Source organism: Streptomyces sp. NPDC046759, assembly GCF_040645475.1.
In the GTDB taxonomy this organism is placed as follows: domain Bacteria; phylum Actinomycetota; class Actinomycetes; order Streptomycetales; family Streptomycetaceae; genus Streptomyces.
Map to the genome: position 1 here is coordinate 388,777 of NZ_JBEYYJ010000003.1, position 24,943 is coordinate 413,719.

Consider the following 24,943-nt stretch of genomic DNA (forward strand, 5'->3'; position numbering starts at 1 on the left):
CGGGGCCGGTGCTCACGGCACCGTGCGGGAGACGACGTAGACCATCGGGTTCGCCGGGTCGGACATGTTCACGACCACGTCCTGGGTCGGCGCCGGGTTCTTCTGCCCGTGGGTGAGTCCCCACCACGGGCCGGGGCCGGTGAAGTGCCAGCCGCTGACCCTCTGGTCGCGGGCGCCGATGCTGATGTCGCCCTTCTCCAGCTCGTCCCGGCGCGCGCCCATGGTCTGCAGGAAGCTGTCCAGGCCCGCGGCGTTGGTGCGGAACTGCACGTAGAGGCGGCTGGTCTTCCAGTTGTTCGTCTCGTAGGAGGCGGTGGAGTCGGCCGGGTGCGGGACCGGCACCTGGTAGAGGCGGCGCTGCACCTTCGACGGCAAGCCCGTGGTGAGGCCGGTCGCCGCGTACTTCGCCTCCTTGTCCTTGCCGCTGTTGCGGCTCTGGTTGGCGGAGATCACCAGGTAGCCCGCCGGGACGCCGATCAGCAGCCCGATGATCAGCAGGGTGAGCGCGCGGCGCCTGGCCCTGTGCCCGGGGCCCTCGGCGGGGCGGCGCGGCTCGTCCGGCGGTGCGGCCTGGCGGGGCAGGGAGGCGGTCATGCGGTGTCCCGTTCTCGGCGGCCCTGGGCGTAGCGCTCGTAGCGCTCGTAGCGCTCCACCCGGCGGCGCTTGGCCCGGCGGAACCGGCGAGCCACCAGCCGGGCCAGGTCCGCGGCGCCGACCATGCCGGCCTCGGGGCCTAGCTGGGCGCGGGTGATGCGGGCCTCGGGGCGGTAGCCGCGGCCGGTGAGGTGGCGCTTGAAGGCGTCCCGGGCCGGGCCGATGAGCAGGTGGTCGGCGGCCGAGACCCCACCGCCGATGACGAAGCAGGACGGGTCGAGGGCGGCGGCCAGGTTGGCGATGCCGACGCCGAGCCACTGGCCGATGTCCTGGAGCAGCTCCACGCACATGGCGTCGCCCTCGCGGGCCAGCTCGGTGATCATCGGGCCGGTGATCTCGTTGATGTTGCCCTTGACGTGCTCGATGATGCCGTAGGCCACCGGCGAGTCGGCGGCGGCCAGCTCCTTGGCCTCGCGGACGAGGGCGTTGCCGGAGCTGTACTGCTCCCAGCAGCCGCGGTTGCCGCAGGGGCAGCGGTGGCCGCCGGGCACGACCTGCATATGGCCGAACTCGCCCGCGACGCCGTACTTGCCCCGCTTGACCTGGCCGTCCTCGAGGATGGCGCCGCCGATGCCGGTCCCGAGGGTGATCATGACGAGGTGGTCCTCGCCGCGGCCCGCGCCGAAGCGCCACTCCGCCCAGGCGGCGGTGTTGGCGTCGTTGTCCACGAGGACCGGCACCGAGAGGCGGCCGCTCAGGCGGTCGCGCAGCGGTTCGTTGCGCCAGGACAGGTGGGGGGCGAACAGGACGCGGTTGCGGTCGGCGTCGACCCAGCCGGCCGCGCCGATGCCGACGGCGTGCACGTCGTGCCGGTCGGACAGGTCCAGGACCAGTTCGACGATGGTGTCCTCGACGACCTTGGGGCTCTTGGACTTGTCCGGGGTCTCCGTGCGGAGCTTCTCCAGGATGTTGCCGTCGGCGTCCACGACGCCCGCCATGACCTTGGTGCCGCCGATGTCGATGCCCACCGTCGGCACACGGGGTGCTGTCAGGTGGGAACGGCGTTCCCTGGTGCCGACCGTGCGGAGGACCGGGGCGCGGCGGGAGCCGATGGGGGCGGTGAGGTCGCGGTAGGTGCTCATCGTTCGTCGATTCTGCCTCACCCTGGCTATGACCGGCGTACGGGACAGGAGAGGGGGATGCGCGGGCCTCGCCGTCTGCGGGTGCGTTGTGGGAGGGCGCGCGATTCCCCGCGCCCCTTCAGGTTCGCTGCAGTTCGTGGACCAGAGCGTCGAGGTCGGCTCCGCCCGCCATCTGCCTGGTCAGCTCGTCCAGGGGGATCTCGTCGCGTGTGTAATTGCCCACCATCGTGCCCCTTCTCAGGAGCACGAACCGGTCCCCGACCAGGTACGCATGGTGCGGGTTGTGGGTGATCAAGACGACGCCCAGGCCCTCGTCGCGTGCCGCGGCCACATATTTGAGCACCACACCGGACTGCTTCACACCCAGTGCCGCCGTCGGTTCGTCCAGGACCAGGACCTTGGCACCGAAGTGGACCGCGCGGGCGATGGCCACGCACTGGCGCTCGCCGCCGGAGAGGGTGCCGATGGGCTGGTCGACGTCGCGGAGGTCGATGCCCATGCGCAGCAGTGCCTCGCGGGTGGTGCGGCGCATGAGGTCGGTGTCCAGGCGCTTGAACGGGCCGACGCCCTTGCGGGGCTCGGAGCCGAGGAAGAAGTTGCGCCAGACCGGCATCAGCGGGACGACGGCCAGGTCCTGGTGGACCGTGGCGATGCCCCGGTCCAGGGCGTCGCGCGGGGAGGCGAGGCGGGTCTCCTCGCCCTCGATGCGCAGGGTGCCGCCGTCGTGCTGGTGCAGACCCGCGATCATCTTGATCAGGGTGGACTTGCCCGCGCCGTTGTCGCCGAGGACGCAGGTGATCTCGCCCGCGTGGACCTCGAGGGAGACCCCTTCCAGGGCGCGCACGGTGCCGTACCGCTTGCTGACGCCGGTCAGCTCGACGAGAGTCACTTGGTCGCCTCCGCGCGCTTGCGGACCCAGGCGTTGAGCAGGGTCGCGAGGAGCAGCATCGCTCCGAGGAAGAACTTGAACCAGTCGGGATTCCACTCGGCGAAGACGATGCCCTTGCTGGTCATGCCGAAGAGGAGGGCGCCCACGGCGGAGCCGATCGCGCTGCCGTAGCCGCCGGTGATCAAGCAGCCGCCGATGACGGCCGCGATGATGTAGATCAGCTCGTTGCCGACGCCCTCGCCCGACTGGACGGCGTCGAAGGAGAAGAGCAGGTGCTGGCCGGCGACCCAGGCGCCGAAGGCCACGCCCATGTAGAGGCCGATCTTGGTCCTGGCCACGGGAACGCCGACCGCGCGGGCCGCGTCCTGGTTGCCGCCGACGGCGAAGATCCAGTTGCCGGCGCGGGTGCGCAGCAGGATCCAGGAGGCGAGCGCGACCAGGCCCAGCCACCACAGGATGGTGACCTTGAAGTCGACGCCGCCGATCGTGAGGGTCGAGGCGAAGACGTCGTGGGCGCTGGAGAAGCCCTCCATGTCACCGACGGTCTTGGTGGAGACCGTGCCGTCGATCAGCTTGGTGAAGCCGAGGTTCATGCCGGTCAGCATCAGGAAGGTGCCCAGCGTGACGATGAAGCTCGGCAGCTTGGTACGGGTGAGCATGAATCCGTTGAAGGCGCCGACCGCCAGCGTGACCAGCAGGGAGACGCCCACGCCGACCCAGGTGTTCGCGGTCATCTGGTAGCTGAACATCGAGGAGATCAGCGCCGAGGACGTCACGAGGACACCGGCCGAGAGGTCGAACTCGCCGCCGATCATCAGCAGGGCCACCGGTACGGCCATGATGCCGATGGTCGAGGAGGCGTACAGGACCGTGCTGAGGCTGGCGGCCCGCAGGAAACCGTCGGCGGTGACGGCGAAGAAGACGAAGACGGCGAGGGCGCCGACGACCGAGCCCAGTTCGGGGCGGGCGAGCAGCTTCCGCAGCGGCGAGGTCTGCAGAATCCTTTCATCTGTCGTCACGTCAGCGGTGTCCTCCGTGACCGCGCTCATCGGGTGCCCCGCGCGGTGTACGCGGCCAGGGCGGCGGCCTGGTCCTTGGTGATGATCTGCGGGCCGGTGAGCACCGGTTTTCCGCCGCCGAGGACGTCGCCGTTGTACTTGTAGGCCCACAGCAGGTCGACCGCCTCGTAGCCCTGGAGGTACGGCTGCTGGTCCACGGCGAAGCCGAGGGTGCCGTTCTTCAGCTCGGCGGCCACCTGGGCGTTGAGGTCGAAGCTGTCGATCTCGGCCTTGCTCCCTGCGTCCGCCCTGGCCTTCACGGCGGTGTCCGCGTAGGGCGCGCCGAGGGTGACGACGGAGTCGACGGAGCGGTCGGCCTGCAGCTTGGCCCCGATGGCGGACTGGACGTCGGGCATGTCCGTGCCGTTGACGTACAGCTTCTGCAGGGTGCCGCGGAACGTCTTGGCGACGCCGTCGCAGCGCTGCTCGTGGCCGACGTTGCCCTGCTCGTGCAGCACGCACAGGGCCTTCTTCTTCCCGCGCTTGTTCAACTCGTCGCCGACGGCCTCGCCGGCGATGGTCTCGTCCTGGCCGATGTGGGTGAGGGCGCCGAAGGCCTTGGACTCCTCGGAGCCGGAGTTCACCGTGATCACCGGGATGCCGGCCTTCTCGGCGCGGGCCACGGCGGCCTTCATGGCGTCCGGCTTGGCGAGCGTGACGATGATGCCGTCGACCCTCTTGTCGACCGCCGCGTCCACCAGCTGTGCCTGCTGCTGGGCCTCGGCGTCGTGCGAGTACAGGAAGTTGATGTTGTCCTTGACGGCGGCCTGCTTGGCGCCGCTCTGCACGATGTCCCAGAAGGTGTCGCCATCCCCCGAATGGGTGATCATCGCGAACGTCCAGCGCGGGGTGCTCACCGCCGCCCTCCCCTGGGCCGCGGCGGCCTTGCGGGCGTCCTCGGCCCGCTTGCCTCCGGTGCTGCTGCACCCTGCCAGCGATAGCGAAAGCGCCCCTGTCAGTGCGATGACCGCCCAGGTCCGAAACCGTGCCACGAGGCAGTGCCCCTTCTTGCTGTGTCTTGCTGTGGTCTTGCCGTGTTCCAACGGACGAGAGGGACCGCCGATCACCTCGGCAGCCCCAAACGCTCCAGTATCGAACATGGGTAACACTCATGACACAGCCGGGGGCACTCGCGCGTTCGATTGTCCGGACATTGAGACGAACGCCGGTCGCCGGTCAGGGGCGGACGGGCAACTGGACGGTCAGGGCCGGACGAGCAGCTGGAACTCGAAGGAGTAGCGCGTCGGACGGTAGGTGTGGTCACCGAACTCGACGGCGCGGCCGGTGTCGTCGAAGGTGGTGCGCTGCATCGTGAGCAGCGGGGCACCCTCGGCCTCGGCGAGCCGCTCGGCCTCCACGGCGGTCGCGCCCCTGGCGCCGATGGACTGCCGGGCGCTGTGCAGCGTGATCCCGGCGGACCGCATCAGCCGGTACAGGCCGGTGGCCTCGAGCTGTTCGGTCTCCAGGTCGAGCAGGCCGGTCGGGAGGTGGTTGATCAGGTACGCCATCGGCTCGCCGTGCGCGAGGCGCAGCCGCTCGATGCGGTGCACGTCGCCGCCCTCGGGCACGCCGAGCGCCACGGCGACGGCGGGGGAGGCCGGCAGGACGGTGTTGACCAGGACCTGCGTCGCGGGGCGCTGACCGGCCGCCTCCAGGTCGTCGTAGAGGCTGCTGAGTTCCAGCGGGCGCTTGACCTGGCTGTGGACCACCTGGGTGCCGACGCCGCGGCGACGCACCAGGAGCCCCTTGTCGACGAGGGACTGGATGGCCTGGCGGACGGTCGGCCGGGACAGGCCGAGGCGCGCGGCCAGCTCGATCTCGTTGCCCAGCAGGCTGCCCGGAGTGAGACTGCCGTGCTCGATGGCGGCCTCCAGCTGCTGGGAGAGCTGGAAGTACAACGGCACCGGGGAGCTCCGGTCCACACGGAGGTCGAGCGAGACGGTCGGGTCCACATCTGGTTTCGGCACGGGCCCGAGCGTAGCCCCGTGGTCGGTTGACGGGAAGTTGTGTAGTCCGATTGTCAGGACATACGCATTGACAGGGCGCGGGCTCCGCCCTCACCTTGTTTCCATGCGCATCGGGGTCATCGGTACGGGCCGCATCGGCACCCTTCACGCGAGAACGCTCAGCCGCCACCGGGACGTCGGATCGCTGATCCTGACGGACGCGGATCCGGCGCGGGCGCAGGAACTGGCGCACCGGCTGGGCGAGACGGCGGCGCCAGGCGTGGACGAGATCTTCAGGTGGGGCGTGGACGCGGTGGTGATCACCACGGCGACGGCGGCCCACGCCGAACTGATCGGTCGGGCAGCGCGCTCGGGTCTGCCGGTCTTCTGCGAGAAGCCGATCGCGCTCGACCTGCCGGGCACGCTGCAGGCGCTCGCCGAGGTGGAAGCCGCGGGAACGATCCTGCAGATGGGGTTCCAGCGGCGCTTCGACGCGGGATACGCGGGCGCCCGCGAGGCCGTCCGCTCGGGACGTCTCGGCCGGCTGCACACCGTACGCGCCCTGACCTGCGACCAGTCCCCTCCCCCGGCCGACTGGCTGCCGCTGTCCGGCGGGCTGTTCCGGGACACGCTGATCCACGACTTCGACATGCTGCGGTGGGTGACGGGCCGCGAGGTGACCGACGTGTACGCCTCCGGATCGGACGCCGGGCCCACGATGTTCCGCGAGGCCGGGGACGTCGACACGGGCGCGGCGCTGCTCACGCTGGACGACGGCACGCTCGCCACGGCGACGGCGACCCGGCTGAACGGCGCCGGCTACGACGTGCGCATGGAGCTGGCCGGGGAGCGGGACACGGTCGTCGTGGGCCTCGACGACCGGACGCCGCTCGCGTCCACCGAGCCGACCGGACCGCCGCCCGCGGACAAGCCGTGGCCGGGCTTCCTGGAGCGGTTCGGTCCCGCGTACGAGGCCGAGCTGAACGCCTTCGTGGACGTGGTCCGCGCAGAGCGCCCCAACCCGTGCGACGGCCACGAGGCCCTGCAGGCCCTGCGGGTGGCCGAGGCCTGCGAGATCTCCCGGCGCGATCGGCGCCCGGTGTCCCTGGCCGAGACCCTGGGCCGGGCGGGGGCTCCCGGGGGCTGAGCCCGGCGCGCCCACGGGCCACCGGCGGCAGCGGCGCGCCTCGCGGTCGCAAGGCCGGTGGTCCTCAGCCGGCTCGTCGTGCCCGGTCGCGCAGTCGTGCCCCGTCGCGCAGTTCCCCGCGTCCCTTCGGGCGCGGGGAAGCGTCTCGGGCGCGGGGAAGCGTCTCGGGCGCGGGGAAGCGTCTCGGGCGCGGGGACGCGTCTCGGGCGCGGGGACGCGTCCCCGCCGCCGCACCGGCCGGGGCCGGGCGAACCCGGATGGGCGCGGTCGCCTCATGAAACTTGGCGGCTTTCGGCACGGGGAGGGCTACCACCGGACCGGCAGGCTGCGGACACCTCGCATCAGCAGGCCCGGGAGCCATTCGCCGGGCGGGCCGTCGAGGGCAAGGCCGGGAGCGCGGCGCAGGAGGGTGCCGATGGCGGTGCGGCCCTCCAGGCGGGCCAGGGGCGCGCCCAGGCAGTAGTGGATGCCGTGGCCGAAGGCGAGGTGGCCGCGAGGGTCGCGGCGGATGTCGAAGCGGTCCGGCCCGGCGTAGCGCGCGCCGTCGCGCTGGGCCGCGGAGAGCCCGATCATCACCTGCTCGCCGCGCTCGATCCGGGTGCCGCCGATCTCCAGGGGCTCGGCGGCATACCGGAACGTGGCGGTCTCCACCGGGCCCTCGTACCGCAGGATCTCCTCGACCGCGCCGTCCAGCAGTCCCATGTCGGCGCGCAGGGCGGCGAGTTGATCGGGGTGGGTGAGCAGCGCCAGGACGCCGTTGCCGATCAAGTTGACCGTGGTCTCGTGGCCCGCGATCAGCAGCAGGAAGGCCATGCCGCGCAGCTCTTCGGCCGAGAGCCGGTCGCCGTCCTCGGCGGTGGTGCGGATCAGGTCGCTGAGCAGGTCGTCGGCCGGACCGGCGCACCGCTTGTCCTCGATCAGCTCCGTCAGATACCCGCCGAGGCGGACGAACGCGTCGTACTCGCTCTGCGAGCTCGTCGGTGCGACCGTCTCCGTCGACAGCTTGCGGAACTCGTCGCGGTCGATCTCGGGGACTCCGAGCAGTTCGCAGATGACGGTGATGGGCAGCGGGTAGGCGAAGGAGTCGATGAGGTCGGCACGCCCGGCCGGGAGCATCGCGTCCAGCAGGTCGTCGGTGATCTGCTGGACGCGCGGGCGAAGCTGCTCGACCCGGCGCATGGTGAAGGCCCGGGCGACGAGGGAGCGCAGGCGTGTGTGCTGCGGCGGGTCGACGCTCAGCAGGTGCCGGCCGATCAGGTCCTCGTCGAGGAAGTGCAGGTCGATCCTGCCGGCGTCCTTGGCCAGGCGCGGGTCGGCAAGCGCGGCGCGGGCCTCCTCGTACCCGACGACGAGCCAGCTCGTGAGGCCTTCGCCGGTGTCCGCCGGCCGCAGGCGGTGGACCGGGCCCCGCCCGCGCAGGCGCGCGTACACACCGTGCGGGTCGCGGCGCAACTCGTCACCGTACTCCGCCAGATCGATCGACTCCATGTCCTTCGCGTCCTCCCCTTGCGGCCCCCGAGGCCAGGACAGCAGCACCCCTGTCCGTCCAACGTCCCGGGGGCCCGGTCAGTGCCCGTCGTCGTCGAGGAGTCCGGCGTCGTAGGCGAGCAGGGCGATCTGCACCCGGTTGTCGAGGCCGAGCTTGGCGAGGATGCGGGAGACGTGCGTCTTGACGGTGGCCACGCCCAGGAACAGCTCGGCGGCGATCGCCGCGTTGGCGAGGCCGCGTCCGACGGCGACGGCGACCTCGCGTTCGCGGTCGTTGAGGACGGTGAGACGGTCACGCGCGCGTGCCTGGCGTGCGTCGGCGGCGCTGCCGGCCGCGTGCCGCATCAGCTGCCGGGTCACGGCGGGCGAGAGCACGGGGTCCCCGGCCGCGACCCGGCGCACGGCCTCGACGATCTCGGCGGGCGGGGTGTCCTTCAGCACGAAGCCGGCGGCGCCCGCGCGCAGGGCGTGCAGCACCTGCTCGTCGGCGTGGAACGTGGTGAGTACCACGACCTGCGGGGCGTCGGCCCGCGCGCGCAGCCGCTCGGTCGCGGTGAGTCCGTCCACCGACGGCATCCGGATGTCCATGAGGACCACGTCCGGGCGGGTGCGCGCGACGAGTTCCTCGGCTTCGGCACCGTCGGCGGCCTCCCCGACGATCTCGATGTCCCCGGCTCCGCCGATCATCAGGGCCAGTCCGGCCCGTACCAGCGGGTCGTCGTCGACGAGGAGCAGTCTGATCGGCGTCATGGGCCTTACGTAATCACGGGGCGGGCGGTGCGCGGGGGGCGTACCGGTGTACGACGGTGTCTCAGGCCGTGGACGCGGTCCGGCCCCAGGGCAGCCACGCCCGTACCTCGAACCCCCCGTCGGCCGTGCCGCCGTGCTCCAGGCGGCCGCCGGCGAGAGTCGTGCGTTCGGTGAGGCCGATCAGGCCCTGTCCGGAGCCGGGGACGGGCGTGGGGTCGGCGGTGGGCGGCGGGTTGGAGACGGTGACGGTGAGTCCCTCGCCGGGGGCTCCGGTGAGACTCAGGGTGACCTCGGCGCCGGGGGCGTGCTTGCGGGCGTTGGTCAGGCCCTCCTGGGCGATGCGGTAGGCGGTGCGGCCGACGGAGGCGGGTACGGCGGCCGGATCGGCGACGCGGTGGTCCAGGGTGACCTTCATGCCGGCGTCGCGGCACTCGCCGACCAGGGCGTCCAGCGCGGCCAGCGTGGGCGGCCGGCGCCGCTCGCCCGCCGTGTCCTCGGCCTCCCCGGCCCGCAGCACTCCGATGATCTCCCGCAGGTCCTGCAGCGCTTCGTGCGCGCTCTCCCGGATCACTCCGGCCGCCCGGGCCACCTCCTCGTGCGGCGCGTCCGGCCGGAACTCCAGGGCGCCCGCGTGCACGCTGAGCAGGGTGAGCCGGTGGGCGAGGACGTCGTGCATCTCGCGGGCGATGGCCTCGCGGGCGAGCCGCTGCGCCTGCTCGGCGCGCAGCCGCGCCTCGGTCTCCGCCCGGCGGGCCCGCTCGCGCAGGCTCAGCATCAGCAGCCGCTTGGAGCGCACGAACATGCCCCAGCCGATGACGGAGACGCTCAGCAGCACGGCGAACACGACGGATCCCGCGAAGGGCAGACCTGGGTCCGGGCGCAGGCAGTAGTAGAGGGGTACGAGGGCGAGGTCGGCGCCGCCGATCCAGGCGACGTAGCGGAACGGCCGGTGCACGGCGAGGGTGAACAGCGCGACCATGGCGGCGGCACCCGCGGTGGAGGACACGAAGCCGACCGGGACCATCACGGCGGCGAGTCCGACGGGCCGGCGGCGTCGCAGCCAGACCGCGCCGCAGGACAGGGCGCCGAGCAGCACGTCGGCGGCGGCGAGGCCGCGGGGAGCGTGGTGCTGCCGGAGGAGGGCGGCGGCGGCCGCCAGGAACACGAGCACGGCCAGCAGGAAGCAGCAGGTGTCGACGACCCAGTCCCGTGCGGTGCGCCGGGGCGGCCGGCCGTCGGGGCCGGAGTCCGGATCGAGCCCGTGCAGCAGGGCCGAGGGAAGCATCCACCGGCGGGGCCACGCCCCCTGCGCCGCGGTGTGGCCGAGCCCGTTCTCTGTCACGGGCGACAAATCTACGCAGTGCGTGGGACGCCGGCCCCGCCCTGCGGGGGATGGGCTACCAAAGTCGCGGACTCGTGGACTTTCGTCGCCGGTCGCGGGCCGGCCCGCCGCCCGGGCCCACCGGGGACGGCGGCCGACCGCCCCGGACCGCAGCATGCGCCGGGGCCGGCCGCCGCTCGGCCGCCCGCGGTCCCTGGGTGGGGGACGGCCACGGGCGGCCTCGTGCGATCACCTCTGCGGCGCTGTTCCGACGGGTTCGGCCGAGCGGGTCAGCAGCCGAAGTCGACCAGGTCGAACGTGGCGTAGTGGTCGGAGGTGTAGTAGTCCTCCTGGTACTCCTCGCCGGTCACGATGCGCCGGGCACCGCGCGTGGGGGAACCCGGGGTGACCACCGTGTACTCGTGGTAGTAGCCGTACGACTCGCTGGGCAGGACGCCTTCCCGGTCGGAGAAGACGGTGCCGTCCTGCGAGTACGGGTACGGGCCGCCCTGGTCGATCAGGTCGAGGGTGTGGTGGGCCTGCGACGGCAGGTCGCCGTAGCAGATGCTGCCGACCGACGAGGCGGCGTCCGCCGTGGTGGCGGAGACGGTGCCGCCCACGAGAAGGGCGGACAGGAGCGCGGCTGCGGCGCCGATGCGGGTGGCGCGTGGGGGGAATCTCATGCCCTCATGATGACGCGCGTAGACGTTGGCATGTCAACGACAAAGTTGAGGATTTACCGTTCAAGTCCGATGAGTTTTCGGGAAGTTAACCTGCCGCACGGCGCGGTGCGAGGGCGGCGCCCGGGACGGCGGTCGACGGCGTGCGGGCGGTTCTCCCGGTCTGCGGGGGGGACGGTGTGCAGACGTCGCGGGGACGATGCGCAGACGTCGGGACGGTGCGCAGACGTCGGCGGCTCGCACGGGCGCGATCCCCGTACCGGCGCAGGCGGTCTTCGGCCAGGGGTCTGCAGGTGCCTCAGACGTCCTCGGGCAGTTCGTACGAGCCGTGCTCCGGGTCGCCCGCCGGCTCGTAGGTCTGGATGGAGATGCCCGAGCCGGTGACGCGGCCGCCGGAGTGCCGGAAGCGGGTGGGGGTCGTGCCGTCCGGGAACAGGCGGTGCCCGGAGCCGAGGACGACGGGGAAGGTCAGCAGGTGCAGGGTGTCGAGCAGGCGCAGGTCGATCAGGGAGCGGACCAGGGCGCCGCTGCCGTGCACCTGGAGTTCGCCGTCCGTGCTGTCCTTGACGGCCTGCACCTCCTCGGCGAGGTCGCCGCGGAGCACGGTGGTGCCGGACCACCCGGGTGCCTGCAGGGTGGCGGAGACGACGTACTTGGGCAGGGCGTTGAGCCGGGAGGCGATGGGGTGGGCCGCATCGGTCACCTTCGGCCAGTAGGACGCGAAGATGTCGTACGTACGGCGGCCGAGCAGGAAGGCGCCCGCGCGGTCGAAGACCTCGGTGACGCAGCGGCCGAAGTCGTCGTCGCCGTACCGGAAGCTCCAGCCGCCGTGGGTGAAGCCTCCCCTGGTGTCCTCGCGGGGGCCGCCGGGGCCTGGTAGACGCCGTCGAGGGTGACGAAGAGGGTGGAGACGAGCTTGCCCATGAGGGGTGCCTGCTTTCCGGGTGCGGGGTCCGTTGTCATCACCTCGGACCCCGCCGTCACCCGGAACTCATCGGTTCAGCCCGCGTGGGTGGAGAACAGTCCGCCGGTCGGGCCCTGCTTGTCGCCGCCCTGGGCCTTCTTCAGGGCGTTGGCGAGGCTCTCGATGGTGAGGGACTGCAGGATCACCCGGCCGTTGCCCTCGAGGGTGGCCAGGGACAGGCCCTCGCCGCCGAACACCGCGTTCATGATCCCCTGACGGTTGAGGCCGCCGACGCGCTGGACGCCGTACTGGATGCCCTCCTCGAAGGCGACCACACAGCCGGTGTCGACCTCGATGCGGCCGCCGAAGTCCGCGGGGTTGAGGTCGATGAAGTTGCCCGCGCCGGCGATGATCACCGTGCCGTACCCGGTGAACTTCTCCAGGATGAAGCCCTCGCCGCCGCTCATGCCGGTGCGGCCGCCGGCGAAGGCGATGCCGAAGTCGACGGTGGACTCGGCGGCGACGAAGGCGTCCTTCTCGGCGAACCAGGCCCGCCTGCCGTCGAGCTCCAGGGCGCGCATCTCGCCGGGGAGCACCCCGGCGAAGCCGACCGTGCCCTCACCGCCCTGGGAGGTGAAGTACTGGAACGCCAGCGACTCGCCCGCGAGCATGCGCTGGCCCACCTGCATGGCGGTGCCCATGGCCTGGCGCAGCAGGCCGCCCATGCCGCCGCTCTGACCGCCCTGCTGGCCGCCGTTGTTCGACGGACCGGACAGGCGGGTCTCCATGGTCACGTTCGTCGTCTTGAACAGGAACTTTCCGGCCTCGCAGTACACGGTCTGGCCGGGCTGCAGGTTGACGACCGCCATCTGCATGGCGTTGCCGACGATCTCTTGCTGAAGGGTCACGTGGAGAAGAACGCGGGAGACGGACCCGTAAGTTCCAGGTTCCGCCGAACGGGTCCGGACGGGTGACACGCGGGACGCCCCGGCGCTGTCCGGGCCGGGGCGCCCCGCACGGTCCGGGTGGGTCAGCCGCCCAGTTCCTGGTGCCGGGCGGCGAGGCTGGCCGCGCCCTGCTCGGTCAGGGAGCCGTACAGGCGCAGGCGGGAGATGCCGCCGTCGGGGAAGATGTCGATCCGCGCGTGCGTTCCGGCCGCCGGCTGCGGGAGCACGAAGCGGTGGGCGGTGTCGGGCTGGAGGCGGGTGCGCGGCAGGATCTCGGTCCACTCGCCGCTCTCGCCGTCCTTCACCGACACGGACGCCCAGCCGGCGCTGTTGCCCTTCAGACAGGCGGTGTCGATCTCGATCGCGCGGATCTGCGACTGGGCGGCGAGCTGGTAGCGGATCCAGTCGTTGCCCTGGTCGCGGCGGCGGCGCGTCTCCCAGCCGTCGTCCATCTTGCGGGAGCGTCCCGGCTGGATGGTGTTGGTCGCCGGGGAGTAGAACAGGTTGGAGGCGTCCTCGACCCGGCCGCCGTTCTCCAGGGCGACCACGTCGAAGGTGCCGAGGGCGGCCAGCCACTCGGGGTCCGGGACGACCTCGCCGTACACGCGCAGGCGCGCGATGCCTCCGTCGGGGTGCTGGTTGACGCGCAGGTGCGTGAAGCGCTGCTCGGCCGAGACGGCGAAACCGTTCGCCGCGTGGCCACCGACCGCGGTGCGCGGGACGATCGTCGTCCACTTCACATCGTCGCCGAGCAGCTCCTCGGGGGACGGCGAACCGGGGACGGACGTGGCCTCGACCGAGACAGCCTGTGGGTAGTTGCCTCGGAAGTGGGCGGTGTCGACGACGATCCCGCGGATCACTCCCGGCGCGCCGAGGCGGACGAGCGCCCAGTCGTGGTCCTCGGCGGTCGGCCAGGGGTGCTCGGCGCAGGCACCGCGGCGGCGGCGGGTCTCCCAGCCGTCCATGATCTTGCCCTTGTGCCCGAAGTGCTCGGGGTCGAACTCGGCCCGCTCGGGCACCAGCAGGTTCTCGCGCTGGGCGAAGAACTCGTCGTTGGCGGCGATGACACCGGCGCCGAGCTGCCGGTCGGCGAGGTTGGCGTACTGGGTGAAGGGGAAGTCGGCGGTGCGGTAGTCCGCGTAGGGGTCGCCGCCTCCGTAGGGGTTCGCGTCGCCGGTGAAGCTGGCCCAACTCGAATGTTGCTGCGCCGTCACGGTGATCAGGGGGTCCTTTCTGGAGTCGGCCGGTTCGGGTGCGGGGGTGGCTTACTGGGGGCGGGCGAGCAGTGTGCCCTTCGGCTCGGCGAAGTCACCGCCGCGGGCGATGCGTTCGCCACGCAGCCAGGTGGACTTCACCACGCCGTACAGCGTCTTGCCGGCGTACGCGGTGACCCGGTTGCGGTGCTGCAGACCGGCCGGGTCGACGGTGAAGGTCTCGTCCGGGGCGAGGACCGCGAAGTCGGCGTCGTGGCCGGGCGCGATGGCGCCCTTGCGCGCGTCGAGGCCGACCAGGGCGGCGGTCTTCGTGGACATCCAGCGCACGACGTCCTCCAGGCCGTACCCGCGCGCGCGTGCCTCGGTCCAGACGGCGGAGAGGCTGAGCTGGAGACCGGAGATGCCGCCCCAGGCGGTGGCGAAGTCGTCGGTCTTCAGGTCGGCGGTGGAGGGTGAGTGGTCGGTGACCACACAGTCGATGGTGCCGTCGGCCAGCGCCTCCCACAGCAGGTCCCGGTTGGCGGCCTCGCGGATGGGCGGGCAGCACTTGAACTCGCTGGCGCCGTCGGGGACTTCCTCGGCGGTCAGGGTGAGGTAGTGCGGGCAGGTCTCCACGGTGATCCGGACGCCCTCGGCGCGGGCGGCGCGGATCAGCGGCAGCGCGTCGCTGGAGGACAGGTGCAGCACGTGTACGCGCGCGTCCAGCCGCCGGGCCTGTGCGATCAGGCCGGCGATGGCCGTGTCCTCGGCGTCGCGCGGCCGGGAGGCGAGGAAGTCGGCGTACTTGGGGCCGCCGTGCTGCGGGGCGGCGGCGAGATGGTGCGGGTCCTCGGCGTGCACGATCAGCAGGCCGTCGAACCCGGCGATCTCCGCCATGGACCGGGCGAGCTGGTCCTGGTCGAGATGCGGGAACTCGTCCACGCCGGACGGGGACAGGAACGCCTTGAAGCCGAAGACGCCGGCGTCGTGCAGCGGGCGCAGGTCCTTGACGTTGTCCGGCAGCGCGCCGCCCCAGAAGCCGACGTCGATGTGTGCCTTGTCGGCGGCCACCGCCCGCTTCACCCTCAGGTTCTCGGCGGTCGTGGTCGGCGGCAGGGAGTTGAGCGGCATGTCGACCAGCGTGGTGATGCCGCCGGCCGCCGCCGCGCGGGTGGCGGTCCAGAAGCCCTCCCACTCGGTGCGGCCCGGGTCGTTGACGTGCACGTGGGTGTCGACCAGGCCGGGCAGCAGGACGTGGTCGCCGAAGTCCTCCAGCCGCGCACCGGCCGGGACGTCGGTGTCGTACGTCAGGACGGCCGTGATCCTCCCGGCGGACACGGTGACCGTGGCGGCCCGCGTCCCTTCCGGCGTGATGACGCGCGTCGAGCGCAGGACCAGTTCAGCGTCGGACACCCGAACCCCTCTCTGTACCGCCGTTTTACGCCCACGAAACGGGATTTACACCCACACAACGGTTTTCAACGTTCTGTTGAAGGAGTCTTCACTCCCGCTCCCCCGCCGTCAAGAGGCACACTTCCGGACAGCGCGCGCCCCGCATCCACTCTGGACGTTTCCACAAAGCGGAATTAGAATTCCAGCAAGCAGAACGTAGCTATGTACGAGCAGGGAGTCAACCGGCCGCCGGGTAGGCTTCTGCCCTCCCGCCTGTCCCGAAAGGAACGTGCCGTGCCGACGTCCAGCGCCAGCACCACCGACTCCGCCAAGCCCTCCGCCGGGGGCGGTGTCCAGTCCCTGGAGCGCGCCTTCGACCTGCTGGAGCGGATGGCGGACGCGGGCGGCGAGGTGGGCCTGAGCGAGCTGTCCGCGACCAGCGGGCTGCCGCTTCCGACCATCCACCGGCTGATGCGCACGCTGGTCGCCTGCGGGTACGTCCGCCAGCAGCCGAACCGGCGGTACGCGCTCGGCCCCCGCCTCATCCGGCTCGGCGAGTCCGCGTCCCGGCTCCTGGGCACCTGGGCACGGCCGTACCTGGCCCGGCTGGTCGAGGAGACCGGCGAGACGGCGAACATGGCGCTGCTGGACGGCGACGAGATCGTGTACGTGGCCCAGGTGCCGTCGAAGCACTCGATGCGGATGTTCACGGAAGTGGGCCGGCGGGTGCTGCCGCACTCCACCGGCGTCGGCAAGGCGCTCCTGGCGAGCAGTCCCGACGACGAGGTCCGCGCGCTGCTGTCCCGTACGGGGATGCCGGCCGCGACGGAGAAGACGATCACCACGCCGGAGGGGTTCCTGGCCGCACTGGAGGAGGTGCGGCAGCTCGGGTATGCCGTGGACGACAACGAGCAGGAGATAGGAGTGCGGTGCCTGGCGGTGCCCGTGCCAAAGTCCCCGACGGCTGCGGCTATCTCCATCTCCGGGCCGGCCGGGCGGGTGACGGAAGCCGCCACCGAGAAGATCGTGCCGGTCCTGCAGCAGATCGCCCTCGAGTTGTCCCAGGCGCTGGCCAGTTCGGGCGCCTGAGCACGCGGGAGGCGTAGTCCGCCGGCGGGTGCGGGTGCAGGTCCGCGGCGGCTTGTCGGGCAGTTCCCCGCGCCTGAGGCGCTGCGTTCAGCCCCGCTGCATGGGTTCCCCGAACAGCTCCACCGCCTCCCGGACGCCCCTCAGGCCCCCCGCCAAGGCGCTGACCGAGCCGATCGCCCCGGCTATCAGTAACAGGGAGCTGCGCAGACGCGGGACCTCCGGTGCGCCGCCGGAGGCCATCGCCGCCAGGGCCGCCAGTTCGTCCTCGGCTATGGCGCGGTCGGGGAAGTCGGCCGGGAGTGCGGCGAGTTCGCGGCGCAGCCGGGACACCGCGGTCCGCAGCTCACTCACTCTCGGGTCCTCGTCGCTGCCGGTCACTGGCCTCTGCCCCAAGCTCCGCAACACAGCCCTCCCCCTCACACGCCCTCGTGCGCGGGTCAGTAAACGCCACCCCGTCCGGGAGCGCCACAGCGCGGACCGAAATTCAGCCCAAGGGAACCGGCTGCCTGCCGCTCCGTCAGGTATGCAGGACGCATGAGGGACAAGCATCACGAGGAGGTGGCCGGGCTGCTGCTCGCCGCCGGCGGGGGCAGACGGCTCGGCGGGCACCCCAAGGCACTGCTGGAGCACCGAGGGCGCCTCCTGGTCGAGCACGCGGTCGGGGTGCTGCGCGCGGGAGGGTGCGGCCCGATCCACGTCGTCCTCGGAGCGCGGGCGGACGAGGTCCACGAGCGGGCCGACCTGAGCGGCTGCGTACTCGTGGACAACCCCGGCTGGGCCGAGGGCATGGGTTCCTCCCTGCGGGCCGGGCTCGCCTCGCTGGACGGCACGGGGGTGCGGGCGGCCCTGGTGAGCCTCGTCGACCAGCCGGGCATCGGGCCGGCGGCCGTGGCACGGGTGCTCGGCGCGTACGAGGACGAGAGATCGCTGGCCTCGGCCGCCTACGACGGCACGCGCGGGCATCCGGTGCTGTTCGGGGCGGCCCACTGGGCGGGGATCGCGGCGACTGCCACCGGGGACCGGGGGGCACGCGCCTACCTGGAGGAACACGAGGGCGGAATCCGGCTCGTGGAGTGCGCGGACGTGGCCGAGCCGTACGACATCGACACCGCGGCCGACCTGCGCCACCTTGAGTGAACGGGGTGGCACTGGGCGCCACCTTGCCTCGACCCAGAGAATCTCGACATCAACAAACCATTGAAGTTCCACGATGAGGAAACTACTATCCACTGCTCAGAAGCGCCTGACCGCACAGCGGGCGCTGTTCGTCCTATTCGCGCCACTAGGCACCCGGTGCCACCGCTGAAGGAAGTGACAGCTCATGCCCGCACCAGCGCCGTCCCCGCTGGCCATCGTCGACGCCGAGCCCCTGCCCCGGCAGGAAGAGGTCCTCACGGACGCGGCGCTCGCCTTCGTGGCGGAGCTGCACCGGCGGTTCACCCCGCGCCGTGACGAACTCCTCGCCCGCCGGGCCGAGCGCCGCGCCGAGATCGCCCGCACCTCCACGCTCGACTTCCTCCCCGAGACGGCCGCGATCCGCGCGGACGACTCCTGGAGGGTCGCCCCGGCCCCGGCCGCGCTGAACGACCGGCGCGTCGAGATCACCGGCCCCACCGACCGCAAGATGACCATCAACGCGCTCAACTCGGGCGCGAAGGTCTGGCTCGCCGACTTCGAGGACGCCTCCGCGCCCACCTGGGAGAACGTGGTTCTCGGCCAGGTCAATCTGATCGACGCCTACAGGCGCACCATCGACTTCACCGATCCGCGGTCGGGCAAGTCGTACGCTCTGCGGCCGGACGAGGAGCTGGCGACGGTCGTCATGCGCCCGCGCGGCTGGCACCTGAACGAGCGCCACCTGGTCGACGCCGAGGGCCGTGCCGTCCCGGGCGCCTTCGTCGACTTCGGCCTCTATTTCTTCCACAACGCCCAGCGGCTGCTGGACCTCGGCAAGGGCCCCTACTTCTACCTGCCGAAGACCGAGTCGCACCTCGAGGCCCGGCTGTGGAACGACGTGTTCGTCTTCGCGCAGGAGTACGCCGGCATCCCGCAGGGCACCATCCGCGCCACCGTCCTGATCGAGACGATCACGGCCGCGTACGAGATGGAGGAGATCCTCTACGAACTCCGCGATCACGCCTCGGGCTTGAACGCCGGCCGCTGGGACTACCTGTTCTCCATCGTCAAGAACTTCCGTGACGGCGGCCCCAGGTTCGTCCTGCCGGACCGCAACGCGGTCACCATGACGGCCCCGTTCATGCGGGCGTACACCGAACTCCTCGTCCGCACCTGCCACAAGCGCGGCGCGCACGCGATCGGCGGCATGGCGGCGTTCATCCCCTCCCGCAAGGACGCCGAGGTCAACAAGGTGGCCTTCGAGAAGGTCCGCGCCGACAAGGACCGCGAGGCGAACGACGGCTTCGACGGCTCCTGGGTCGCCCACCCCGACCTGGTCCCGATCGCCATGGAGTCCTTCGACAAGGTCCTCGGCGACAGGCCCCACCAGAAGGACCGGCTGCGCGAGGACGTCCACGTCGGGGCGGCCGACCTGATCGCCATCGACTCGCTGGACGCGAAGCCGACGTACAGCGGTCTCGTCAACGCCGTCCAGGTCGGGATCCGTTACATCGAGGCGTGGCTGCGCGGGCTCGGCGCGGTCGCCATCTTCAACCTGATGGAGGACGCGGCCACCGCCGAGATCTCCCGCTCCCAGATCTGGCAGTGGATCAACGCCGGCGTCGAGTTCGAGAACGGCGACAGGGCCACGCCCGAGCTGGCCCGCAAGGTCGCCGCCGAGGAACTGTCGCACATCCGCCAGGAGATCGGCGAGGAGGCCTTCGCCGCCGGCCACTGGCAGGAGGCCCACGACCTGCTGCTGAAGGTCTCCCTGGACGAGAACTACGCCGACTTCCTCACCCTGCCGGCGTACGAGCAGCTCAACGGCTGAGCCCTACGAGGAGCGTTCCGAGTGGCCCAGGGGCTTTCCCGGGGCCACTCGGTCGCGTACGAGCCGCTTCACCGCCGTGGGCTCCGGAAAGCCGTGCTCCTTGCGGTCCCACACCACCTCGCCGTCCACCCGGACCACGAAGACGCCCCCGGTGCCGGGCCTGAGCGCCAACTCGGTCAGCTCCGCCTCGAAGGTGGTGAGCAGTTCCTGCGCCAGCCAGGCCGCGCGGGGCAGCCAGCGGCACTGGGTGCAGTATTCGATCTGTACGGCATGCGTCATCGCCGTCGCTCCCCTCGCCCCAGGTGCACCGACCAGTCCTGTTCCGCCGCCGGTTTGCCGTGCAGGTCCGGGACGCGTTTGAGCCAGTCCGGGCGGCCGGCCTGCGTCCTGGCCGCGCGGGCGGCCTCCTCGGCCGCGAGCTGCTCGCGGCCCGGGAAGTCGGTGGGCAGCCACTCGGGCGACAGGCGCACGCGGGCCAGGAGGTAGTCGACGTAGGCGGCGCGGACGTCGTCCGGGGTGGCGAAGCCGGCGTCCTCGGCCAGCCAGGCGTCCGGCACCTCGGCGACGATGGCGCGCAGCAGTTCCGCGGTCACCTTCGGGGCCAGTTCGGCGTCGGCGGCGCGGACGTCGGGGCCGTAGTGGCCGAGGGCGTGGTGCCGGAAGTCGTACTTCTTGCCCGGGGCCGTGGTGTCCCAGCGGTGGTGGAAGACGAGGGCGGCGCCGTGGTCGATGAGCCACAGGCGCGGCGGTGCGGTGCCGAGCGTGGGCCAGACCATGAGGTTGGAGCTGTGCACCGTGCGGTCCACGTTGACGGTCAGGGCGTCCAGCCAGACGATCCGGCCCGCCTCCAGCGGGTCCACGGAGAACGTCTTCGCGATCTCCGGGGTCAAGTCCCGGGCGCCCGGCAGGTAGTCCATGCCGAGGTTCACCCCCGCGCTGGCGCCGTGCAGCTCGCGCACCTCCTGATGGGGTTCTGCGGCGGCGACGGCGGGGTCGAAGTGGACGAGGACCAGCTCGGGGAAGCGCAGGCCGAGCGCGCGGGCGAGCTCCCCGACGATCACCTCGGCGACCAGCGCCTTGTGCCCCTGCGCCGAGCCGGTGAACTTCACGACGTACGTGCCGTCGTCGTCGGCCTCGACGACACCGGGCACCGAACCGCCGGACCGCAGCGGGGTCACGTATCGAACAGCAGTCACGTCGCGCAGCACACCGGCCAGCCTACGGCAGGCCGCCAGGGTGACTTCCCTCACACAGCAGCCGGCGACTGCAGGGGCCTGTTAGTAGATGCCACGCCGCCGACATATGAGACTTTGTCCGGCTTGCCTTCAACGAAGGCCACCCTTCGAGGGGCCGTACGGCACCCGCCCGGCAGCTTCCCGTACTCCTGGCCCGTCGCGCTCTTCTGACAGGGCACCAGGTCTCGGCAAACGTCGCGGACGCGAAGCCGGCCCTTCTTGAGCCGCCTGCCACGAGCCGCCGGGAGCTACGAGGCGAGGTAGTAGCAAGGCCCTTTGCCTCCCTGTGAAGCCGTTCGGAGAATGAGCGCCCGGCGATCACCGAGTGAGGTTGACGAATGGGCAAGCACCGCAAGACGCAGCACTACCGGCGGATGGTCATAGCCGCCGTCGCCATCGGCACGGTGGGCGTGCCGTCCGTCGCCCTGGCCTGTTCCGACTGGCCGTACGGCGGGACGGACCGCTCCGACGCCGCCGCGACGAGCGCGCCCCCGCAGCGTGAGCACCACGGTCACCGCCATCACCACCGCAACGCCCACCACCCCACCGGCACACCGAGGGCCACCGCCTCGCCCACCCACCGGGCCACCGCTCACCCGAGCCCCCACAGGACGACCGCGGCCCCGAGCACTCCCAAGGCCACCGCCACCGCGTCCAAGGCCCCTGCCGCGCCGAGCACCCCGAAGCCCGCAGCCACCGCGTCCGGGCTCACCGCCCGCGTCGTGCAGCTCGTCAACGCCGAGCGGGCCAAGGTGGGTTGCCGGCCGCTGACCGTCGACGCGGAGCTGACCAAGGCGGCACAGGCCCACAGTGCGGACATGGCGGCGCACCGGAACATGTCGCACACCGGATCCGACGGATCCTCCCCGGCCGACCGGATCACGCGGGCCGGCTACGCCTGGAGCGCCTACGGCGAGAACGTCGCCTACGGCTTCGCCACCCCCGACCAGGTCATGACGGCCTGGATGAACAGCCCCGGACACCGGGCCAACATCCTCAACTGCTCGTTCCGGCAGATCGGCGTCGGCCTCGCGCAGCCGGACAGCTACTGGACCCAGGACTTCGGTACCGCCCGGTAGGCCCCAGGCGGTCAGCGGCCCGCCAGCGGGTTCGGCAGTGGCAGGTAGCGGGCGTCCGCGCCGTCCGCGCCGGTCCAGCGCAGCAGCAGGTTGGTCTTGCCGGGCAGCGTCGGTGAGCCGAGCAGGCCGGGGATCTCGGGCAGAGCGTGCCGGGCGAGTTCACGGCGGGCGGCGGGCCAGGGGTCGAGACCCGGATGGTGTTCGGCGAGGGCGGCGGCGATCTCGGTGAGGTGATTGACGACCAGGCAGTACACCAGCCGCTCCCAGCCGGCGGCCCGGCTCACGTCCGGCAGCAGCTTGGCTCCCTCGGCGTCCCGGAACAGCGCCTGGACGGGCGTACCGGCCCCGTCCACGGCGACCAGGGTGTTCTGCAGATGGGCCTCGACGACGACGCCGTGGTCGTCGAACGCCGTGAGGACGGGCGGCACGACCTGCCGCAGATACGCCGCCCACCAGGCCGCCGGGTCGGTCGTGGCGGCCAGCGGGCTGCCGCCGAAGCCCTCGGCGAGCCCGGCCGCGAGCAGCGGGACGGCGCCCGGCAGCAGATGGCCGCGCAGGCCGTCCCGGACGAGCACGGCCAGCTCCTCGAAGGCGAAGGCGGCCGTGCGGTAGCCGCGGTCGCTCAGCCAGGCCGCGGGCGGCCCCAGCGCCGCGAAGGCGTGCGCGGCCGCCGTGTCGGTGCGACGCAGTGTGCACAGGTCGCGGCGCCACAGGCGGCGGATGTCGTTGGTGATGCGCACGTCCAGGCTGAACTTCAGGAACAGATCGCGCCCCGGCTCGTACACCGTGCGGATCGCCGCCGTCGGCCAGGTGTCGAAGGCGGTGGTGCCGAGGCGGAGCAGGCGGCCGTCGGCGAAGGGCGCCGCCAGTTCGGGGCCCACCAGGTCCAGCTGCCAGGGGTGGGCGGGCAGCAGCCGGTAGCCGGGCGGGGCGGTGCCCAGCGCGTCCAGGGCACGGGTGTCCCCCTCCTCAGCCACCTGGTCCTCGCGGACGCCGAGCAGCACCAGCGGGAAACGGGCGTGTGCCTCGGGGGCGTACGGCAGCCACGAGGCGACGGGGCCGCCACCGCGCGCCTTGGGGGCGGGGTGGCTGGGGTGGCCGGTGATCAGGGACTGCTCGGAGCGCAGATACGGGTCCGCCGGCGCCGCCGACCGGGCGCGGGCGGTGAGCAGCGCGGCGACCGCGTCCCGGCTGTCGATCATCTCCGCGGGCAGATCGCCACCCGGCAGCCCGGTGTGCCGGCGCAGCTCCTCGGCGACCAGTTTGACCAGCTCGGTGTGGCCGACGCGGTGCCAGGTCCCGGCCGCGTGCACCTCGGGGCCGGCCGGGCGCCGGCCGGCGCGCACGCGCAGCAGCCGCCCGCTCGGCAGCCGGTGGACCCGCAGGTCCCCGCGGACCGCCAGCGGCTCGGCCACCTCGCGCAGCAGGCAGTTCAGCAAAGGCGCGGCCGCGTAGGCGTCGGCCTGGCGGCCGACGGATCCGGCGGGGAGTGTGAGGTCCACGCGATCCATTCGTTTCGTCGAGGGCGGTCGCGATCAGTATGTCTGTCGTCCCTCACCATCGTCCTGCGCGCCCGCGTACCCCGAGGAGCCGACCGTGCACCGTCCCCCCACCGCCGAGGCCCGGGTCGCCGAGGAGCTTGCGGTCGTCCGGCCCGCGCTGCTGCCCCGGTACACGGCCGAGCTGCCGGGCGCCCGCGCCGCCGTGCTGACCCGGCTGTGGCGGGGGCTGACGCACGAACCGCTGCCGTGGGTCACCGGACGGGTGCGGGGCACGCACAGCCTGGCGCTGCGGCTCGCCGACGGCCGCACGCTGTACGGGCCGCACGCGGACCCGTACGCCACGAGCGCGTACGTCACCGGACTCCGCCTGGACCGGGAGCGCCATACGGACCCGGCCGGTCTGATCACCGCCCTCGGGGTGCCGAACGGTGCGGCCTTCGCCGCCGAACTGGCCGACAGCGTGGCCTCGTTGGCGCTGTCGCGGGCCGGCGCGGATCACCCGAAGGAGTGGCCGGCGGGGGTCCCCCCGGCCGAAGGCCGGGGGAGGGACTGGGAGTGGGAGCAGCGGGTGACCGACGGGCATCCGTACCACCCCAACTGCCGTGCCCGGCCGGGCTTCTCGGTGGCCGACCAGCTGGCGTACGCCCCGGAGCACCGACCGGTGGTGGAGCTGGGCACGGTGCCGGTGCCGGCGGACGGCTGCCTGGTGACCGGCGACTGGCCGGACGACCTGCGGGACGGCGGGCGGCTGCTGCTGCCCGTCCACCCCTGGCAGGCCGACCACGTCCTGCGACGGTCGTACGACGCCTGGCGCCCGGCCCGCCCGCTGCTGTCCCTGCGCACCCTCGCGCTGCCGGGCGGCCCGCATGTGAAGACCGCGCTGAGCGCCCGCCTGACCTCCTCCGTCCGTGACATGTCCGCGTACTCGGTGCAGGCGGCCGCGCCGCTGTCCGTCCTGGCCGAGGAGCTGACGGCGCGCACGGACGGCCTGTTGCACCTCACCCGCACCCTCGGGGCGGCCTCGGCCCACTCCCCCGACCTGGCCGCGCTGCTGCGGGAGTCGCCCGGGGCGTACGCGGGCGAGGGCGAGCAGGTCCTCCCGGTGGCCGCGCTCCCCATGACCGGCCTGCCGGACTCCCCCGCCTGGATGACCGCGTTCACCCGGCTGTCGTTGACCGTGGGCCTGCGGCTGCTCGAGCTCGGCGTGGCCCTGGAGGCCCACGGCCAGAACCTGCTGGTGATCGTGTCGGCCGACGGCACCCCCGTGCGGCTGGTCTACCGCGACCTCGCGGACATCCGGATCAGCCCCGCCCGCCTCACCCGCCACGGCCTCACCCCGCCGCCGCTCACCGGTCGGCTGATCACCGACGACGAGAGGGACCTGCGCCGCAAGCTGTTCGGCTCCCTGGTGGCGGGCGCCCTGGCCGGTACGGCGGGTTCCGGCCCGGCGCTGGGCGCGGCCCTGGCCACCGCCGTCCCGGACCTGCCGGTCACCGCGGACCTCGGTGCGCTGTGCGAAGGCCCGTTGCCGGCGAAGGCGTTGACGCTGATGCGGTTGTCCCCGCGGACACCGGGTGACCAGTGGACGTCCCTGCCGAACCCGCTCGTTTTGGAGCCCGGACCGTCTGATCAATAAGATC

Annotated in this window: 23 protein-coding genes and 1 pseudogene; 6 read left to right on the top strand and 18 right to left on the bottom strand. The window is 72.3% G+C overall.

The features are described 5' to 3' along the window. Positions 1-12 precede the first annotated feature (12 nt). The 6 genes from ABZ919_RS06505 to ABZ919_RS06530 all read right to left on the bottom strand — a co-directional run bounded on the left by ABZ919_RS06505 (position 13) and on the right by ABZ919_RS06530 (position 5,635). Positions 13-594: a sugar kinase gene (locus ABZ919_RS06505; protein ID WP_361243423.1), complete on the bottom strand. Its 582-nt coding sequence runs from the start codon at positions 592-594 to the stop codon at positions 13-15. Then, on the bottom strand, positions 591-1,736 hold the full coding sequence (locus ABZ919_RS06510; RefSeq protein WP_361243424.1) for an ROK family glucokinase: 1,146 nt from the start codon (positions 1,734-1,736) through the stop codon (positions 591-593). The genes ABZ919_RS06505 and ABZ919_RS06510 overlap by 4 nt, the downstream gene beginning before the upstream one ends. 118 nt (positions 1,737-1,854) lie before the next feature. Further along, a complete protein-coding gene (locus ABZ919_RS06515) occupies positions 1,855-2,625 on the bottom strand; it encodes an ATP-binding cassette domain-containing protein (RefSeq protein WP_361243426.1) in 771 nt (256 codons plus the stop codon). Beyond that, positions 2,622-3,674 (bottom strand): ABC transporter permease, encoded by a 1,053-nt coding sequence (locus ABZ919_RS06520; RefSeq protein WP_361243428.1) that lies wholly within the window; start codon positions 3,672-3,674, stop codon positions 2,622-2,624. The genes ABZ919_RS06515 and ABZ919_RS06520 overlap by 4 nt, the downstream gene beginning before the upstream one ends. Next, positions 3,671-4,675, bottom strand: coding sequence for a sugar ABC transporter substrate-binding protein (locus tag ABZ919_RS06525; RefSeq protein WP_361243430.1), 1,005 nt, complete (start codon positions 4,673-4,675; stop codon positions 3,671-3,673). Before ABZ919_RS06525 ends, ABZ919_RS06520 begins: the two co-directional genes overlap by 4 nt. Before the next feature lie 210 nt (positions 4,676-4,885). Continuing rightward, positions 4,886-5,635: a GntR family transcriptional regulator gene (locus ABZ919_RS06530; protein ID WP_361243503.1), complete on the bottom strand. Its 750-nt coding sequence runs from the start codon at positions 5,633-5,635 to the stop codon at positions 4,886-4,888. Positions 5,636-5,753: 118 nt separating this feature from the next. On the opposite strand from ABZ919_RS06530, the gene ABZ919_RS06535 reads away from it, so the two are divergent. Beyond that, on the top strand, positions 5,754-6,776 hold the full coding sequence (locus ABZ919_RS06535; RefSeq protein WP_361243432.1) for a Gfo/Idh/MocA family oxidoreductase: 1,023 nt from the start codon (positions 5,754-5,756) through the stop codon (positions 6,774-6,776). A gap of 306 nt (positions 6,777-7,082) precedes the next feature. On the opposite strand, the gene ABZ919_RS06540 is transcribed toward ABZ919_RS06535, so the two are convergent. From ABZ919_RS06540 to allB, 8 genes and pseudogenes are all read right to left on the bottom strand, one after another. After that, complete coding sequence (locus ABZ919_RS06540; RefSeq protein WP_361243434.1) at positions 7,083-8,264, bottom strand: cytochrome P450; 1,182 nt, start codon at positions 8,262-8,264, stop codon at positions 7,083-7,085. 78 nt (positions 8,265-8,342) lie between these two features. Then, the gene (locus ABZ919_RS06545; protein ID WP_361243435.1) at positions 8,343-9,014 is read right to left on the bottom strand and encodes a response regulator transcription factor; all 672 of its coding nucleotides are present in this window, start codon (positions 9,012-9,014) and stop codon (positions 8,343-8,345) included. A 61-nt stretch (positions 9,015-9,075) separates the two neighbouring features. Beyond that, entirely contained in the window at positions 9,076-10,299 is a 1,224-nt protein-coding gene (locus tag ABZ919_RS06550) for a histidine kinase (RefSeq protein ID WP_361243505.1), read from the bottom strand. A gap of 326 nt (positions 10,300-10,625) precedes the next feature. Next, entirely contained in the window at positions 10,626-11,018 is a 393-nt protein-coding gene (locus tag ABZ919_RS06555; protein WP_361243437.1) for a ribonuclease domain-containing protein, read from the bottom strand. 295 nt (positions 11,019-11,313) lie between these two features. Beyond that, a pseudogene (locus tag ABZ919_RS06560) lies at positions 11,314-11,939 on the bottom strand (dihydrofolate reductase family protein). A 75-nt stretch (positions 11,940-12,014) separates the two neighbouring features. Beyond that, positions 12,015-12,827 carry an AIM24 family protein gene (locus tag ABZ919_RS06565; RefSeq protein ID WP_361243438.1) on the bottom strand — a complete coding sequence of 271 codons (813 nt, stop codon included), beginning with the start codon at positions 12,825-12,827 and terminating at the stop codon, positions 12,015-12,017. Positions 12,828-12,949: 122 nt separating this feature from the next. Then, positions 12,950-14,080 (bottom strand): allantoicase, encoded by a 1,131-nt coding sequence (alc, locus tag ABZ919_RS06570; protein ID WP_361243440.1) that lies wholly within the window; start codon positions 14,078-14,080, stop codon positions 12,950-12,952. A gap of 51 nt (positions 14,081-14,131) precedes the next feature. Then, complete coding sequence (gene allB / locus ABZ919_RS06575; RefSeq protein WP_361243442.1) at positions 14,132-15,472, bottom strand: allantoinase AllB; 1,341 nt, start codon at positions 15,470-15,472, stop codon at positions 14,132-14,134. Positions 15,473-15,745: 273 nt separating this feature from the next. Here allB and ABZ919_RS06580 point away from each other — a divergent pair, with 273 nt between their 5' ends. Then, positions 15,746-16,540 (top strand): IclR family transcriptional regulator, encoded by a 795-nt coding sequence (locus tag ABZ919_RS06580; RefSeq protein WP_361243444.1) that lies wholly within the window; start codon positions 15,746-15,748, stop codon positions 16,538-16,540. 87 nt (positions 16,541-16,627) lie between these two features. Here ABZ919_RS06580 and ABZ919_RS06585 read toward each other — a convergent pair whose 3' ends face one another. After that, positions 16,628-16,945 carry a DUF5955 family protein gene (locus tag ABZ919_RS06585; protein WP_361243446.1) on the bottom strand — a complete coding sequence of 106 codons (318 nt, stop codon included), beginning with the start codon at positions 16,943-16,945 and terminating at the stop codon, positions 16,628-16,630. Positions 16,946-17,074: 129 nt separating this feature from the next. On the opposite strand from ABZ919_RS06585, the gene ABZ919_RS06590 reads away from it, so the two are divergent. Both ABZ919_RS06590 and aceB read left to right on the top strand, forming a co-directional pair. Continuing rightward, complete coding sequence (locus ABZ919_RS06590; protein WP_361243448.1) at positions 17,075-17,677, top strand: nucleotidyltransferase family protein; 603 nt, start codon at positions 17,075-17,077, stop codon at positions 17,675-17,677. A gap of 184 nt (positions 17,678-17,861) precedes the next feature. Beyond that, a complete protein-coding gene (gene aceB, locus ABZ919_RS06595; RefSeq protein WP_361243449.1) occupies positions 17,862-19,487 on the top strand; it encodes a malate synthase A in 1,626 nt (541 codons plus the stop codon). Positions 19,488-19,490: 3 nt separating this feature from the next. Here aceB and ABZ919_RS06600 read toward each other — a convergent pair whose 3' ends face one another. Continuing rightward, a complete protein-coding gene (locus ABZ919_RS06600; RefSeq protein WP_361243451.1) occupies positions 19,491-19,766 on the bottom strand; it encodes a SelT/SelW/SelH family protein in 276 nt (91 codons plus the stop codon). Continuing rightward, a complete protein-coding gene (locus tag ABZ919_RS06605) occupies positions 19,763-20,695 on the bottom strand; it encodes a HipA family kinase (protein ID WP_361243507.1) in 933 nt (310 codons plus the stop codon). The genes ABZ919_RS06600 and ABZ919_RS06605 overlap by 4 nt, the downstream gene beginning before the upstream one ends. Before the next feature lie 365 nt (positions 20,696-21,060). Here ABZ919_RS06605 and ABZ919_RS06610 point away from each other — a divergent pair, with 365 nt between their 5' ends. Next, positions 21,061-21,801 (top strand): CAP domain-containing protein, encoded by a 741-nt coding sequence (locus tag ABZ919_RS06610; RefSeq protein ID WP_361243453.1) that lies wholly within the window; start codon positions 21,061-21,063, stop codon positions 21,799-21,801. Between the two features lie 11 nt (positions 21,802-21,812). On the opposite strand, the gene ABZ919_RS06615 is transcribed toward ABZ919_RS06610, so the two are convergent. Further along, a complete protein-coding gene (locus ABZ919_RS06615) occupies positions 21,813-23,312 on the bottom strand; it encodes an IucA/IucC family protein (RefSeq protein WP_361243455.1) in 1,500 nt (499 codons plus the stop codon). An 85-nt stretch (positions 23,313-23,397) separates the two neighbouring features. On the opposite strand from ABZ919_RS06615, the gene ABZ919_RS06620 reads away from it, so the two are divergent. Beyond that, positions 23,398-24,939, top strand: a complete 1,542-nt coding sequence (locus tag ABZ919_RS06620) for an IucA/IucC family protein (RefSeq protein ID WP_361243456.1) — start codon at positions 23,398-23,400, stop codon at positions 24,937-24,939. Positions 24,940-24,943: the final 4 nt, after the last annotated feature.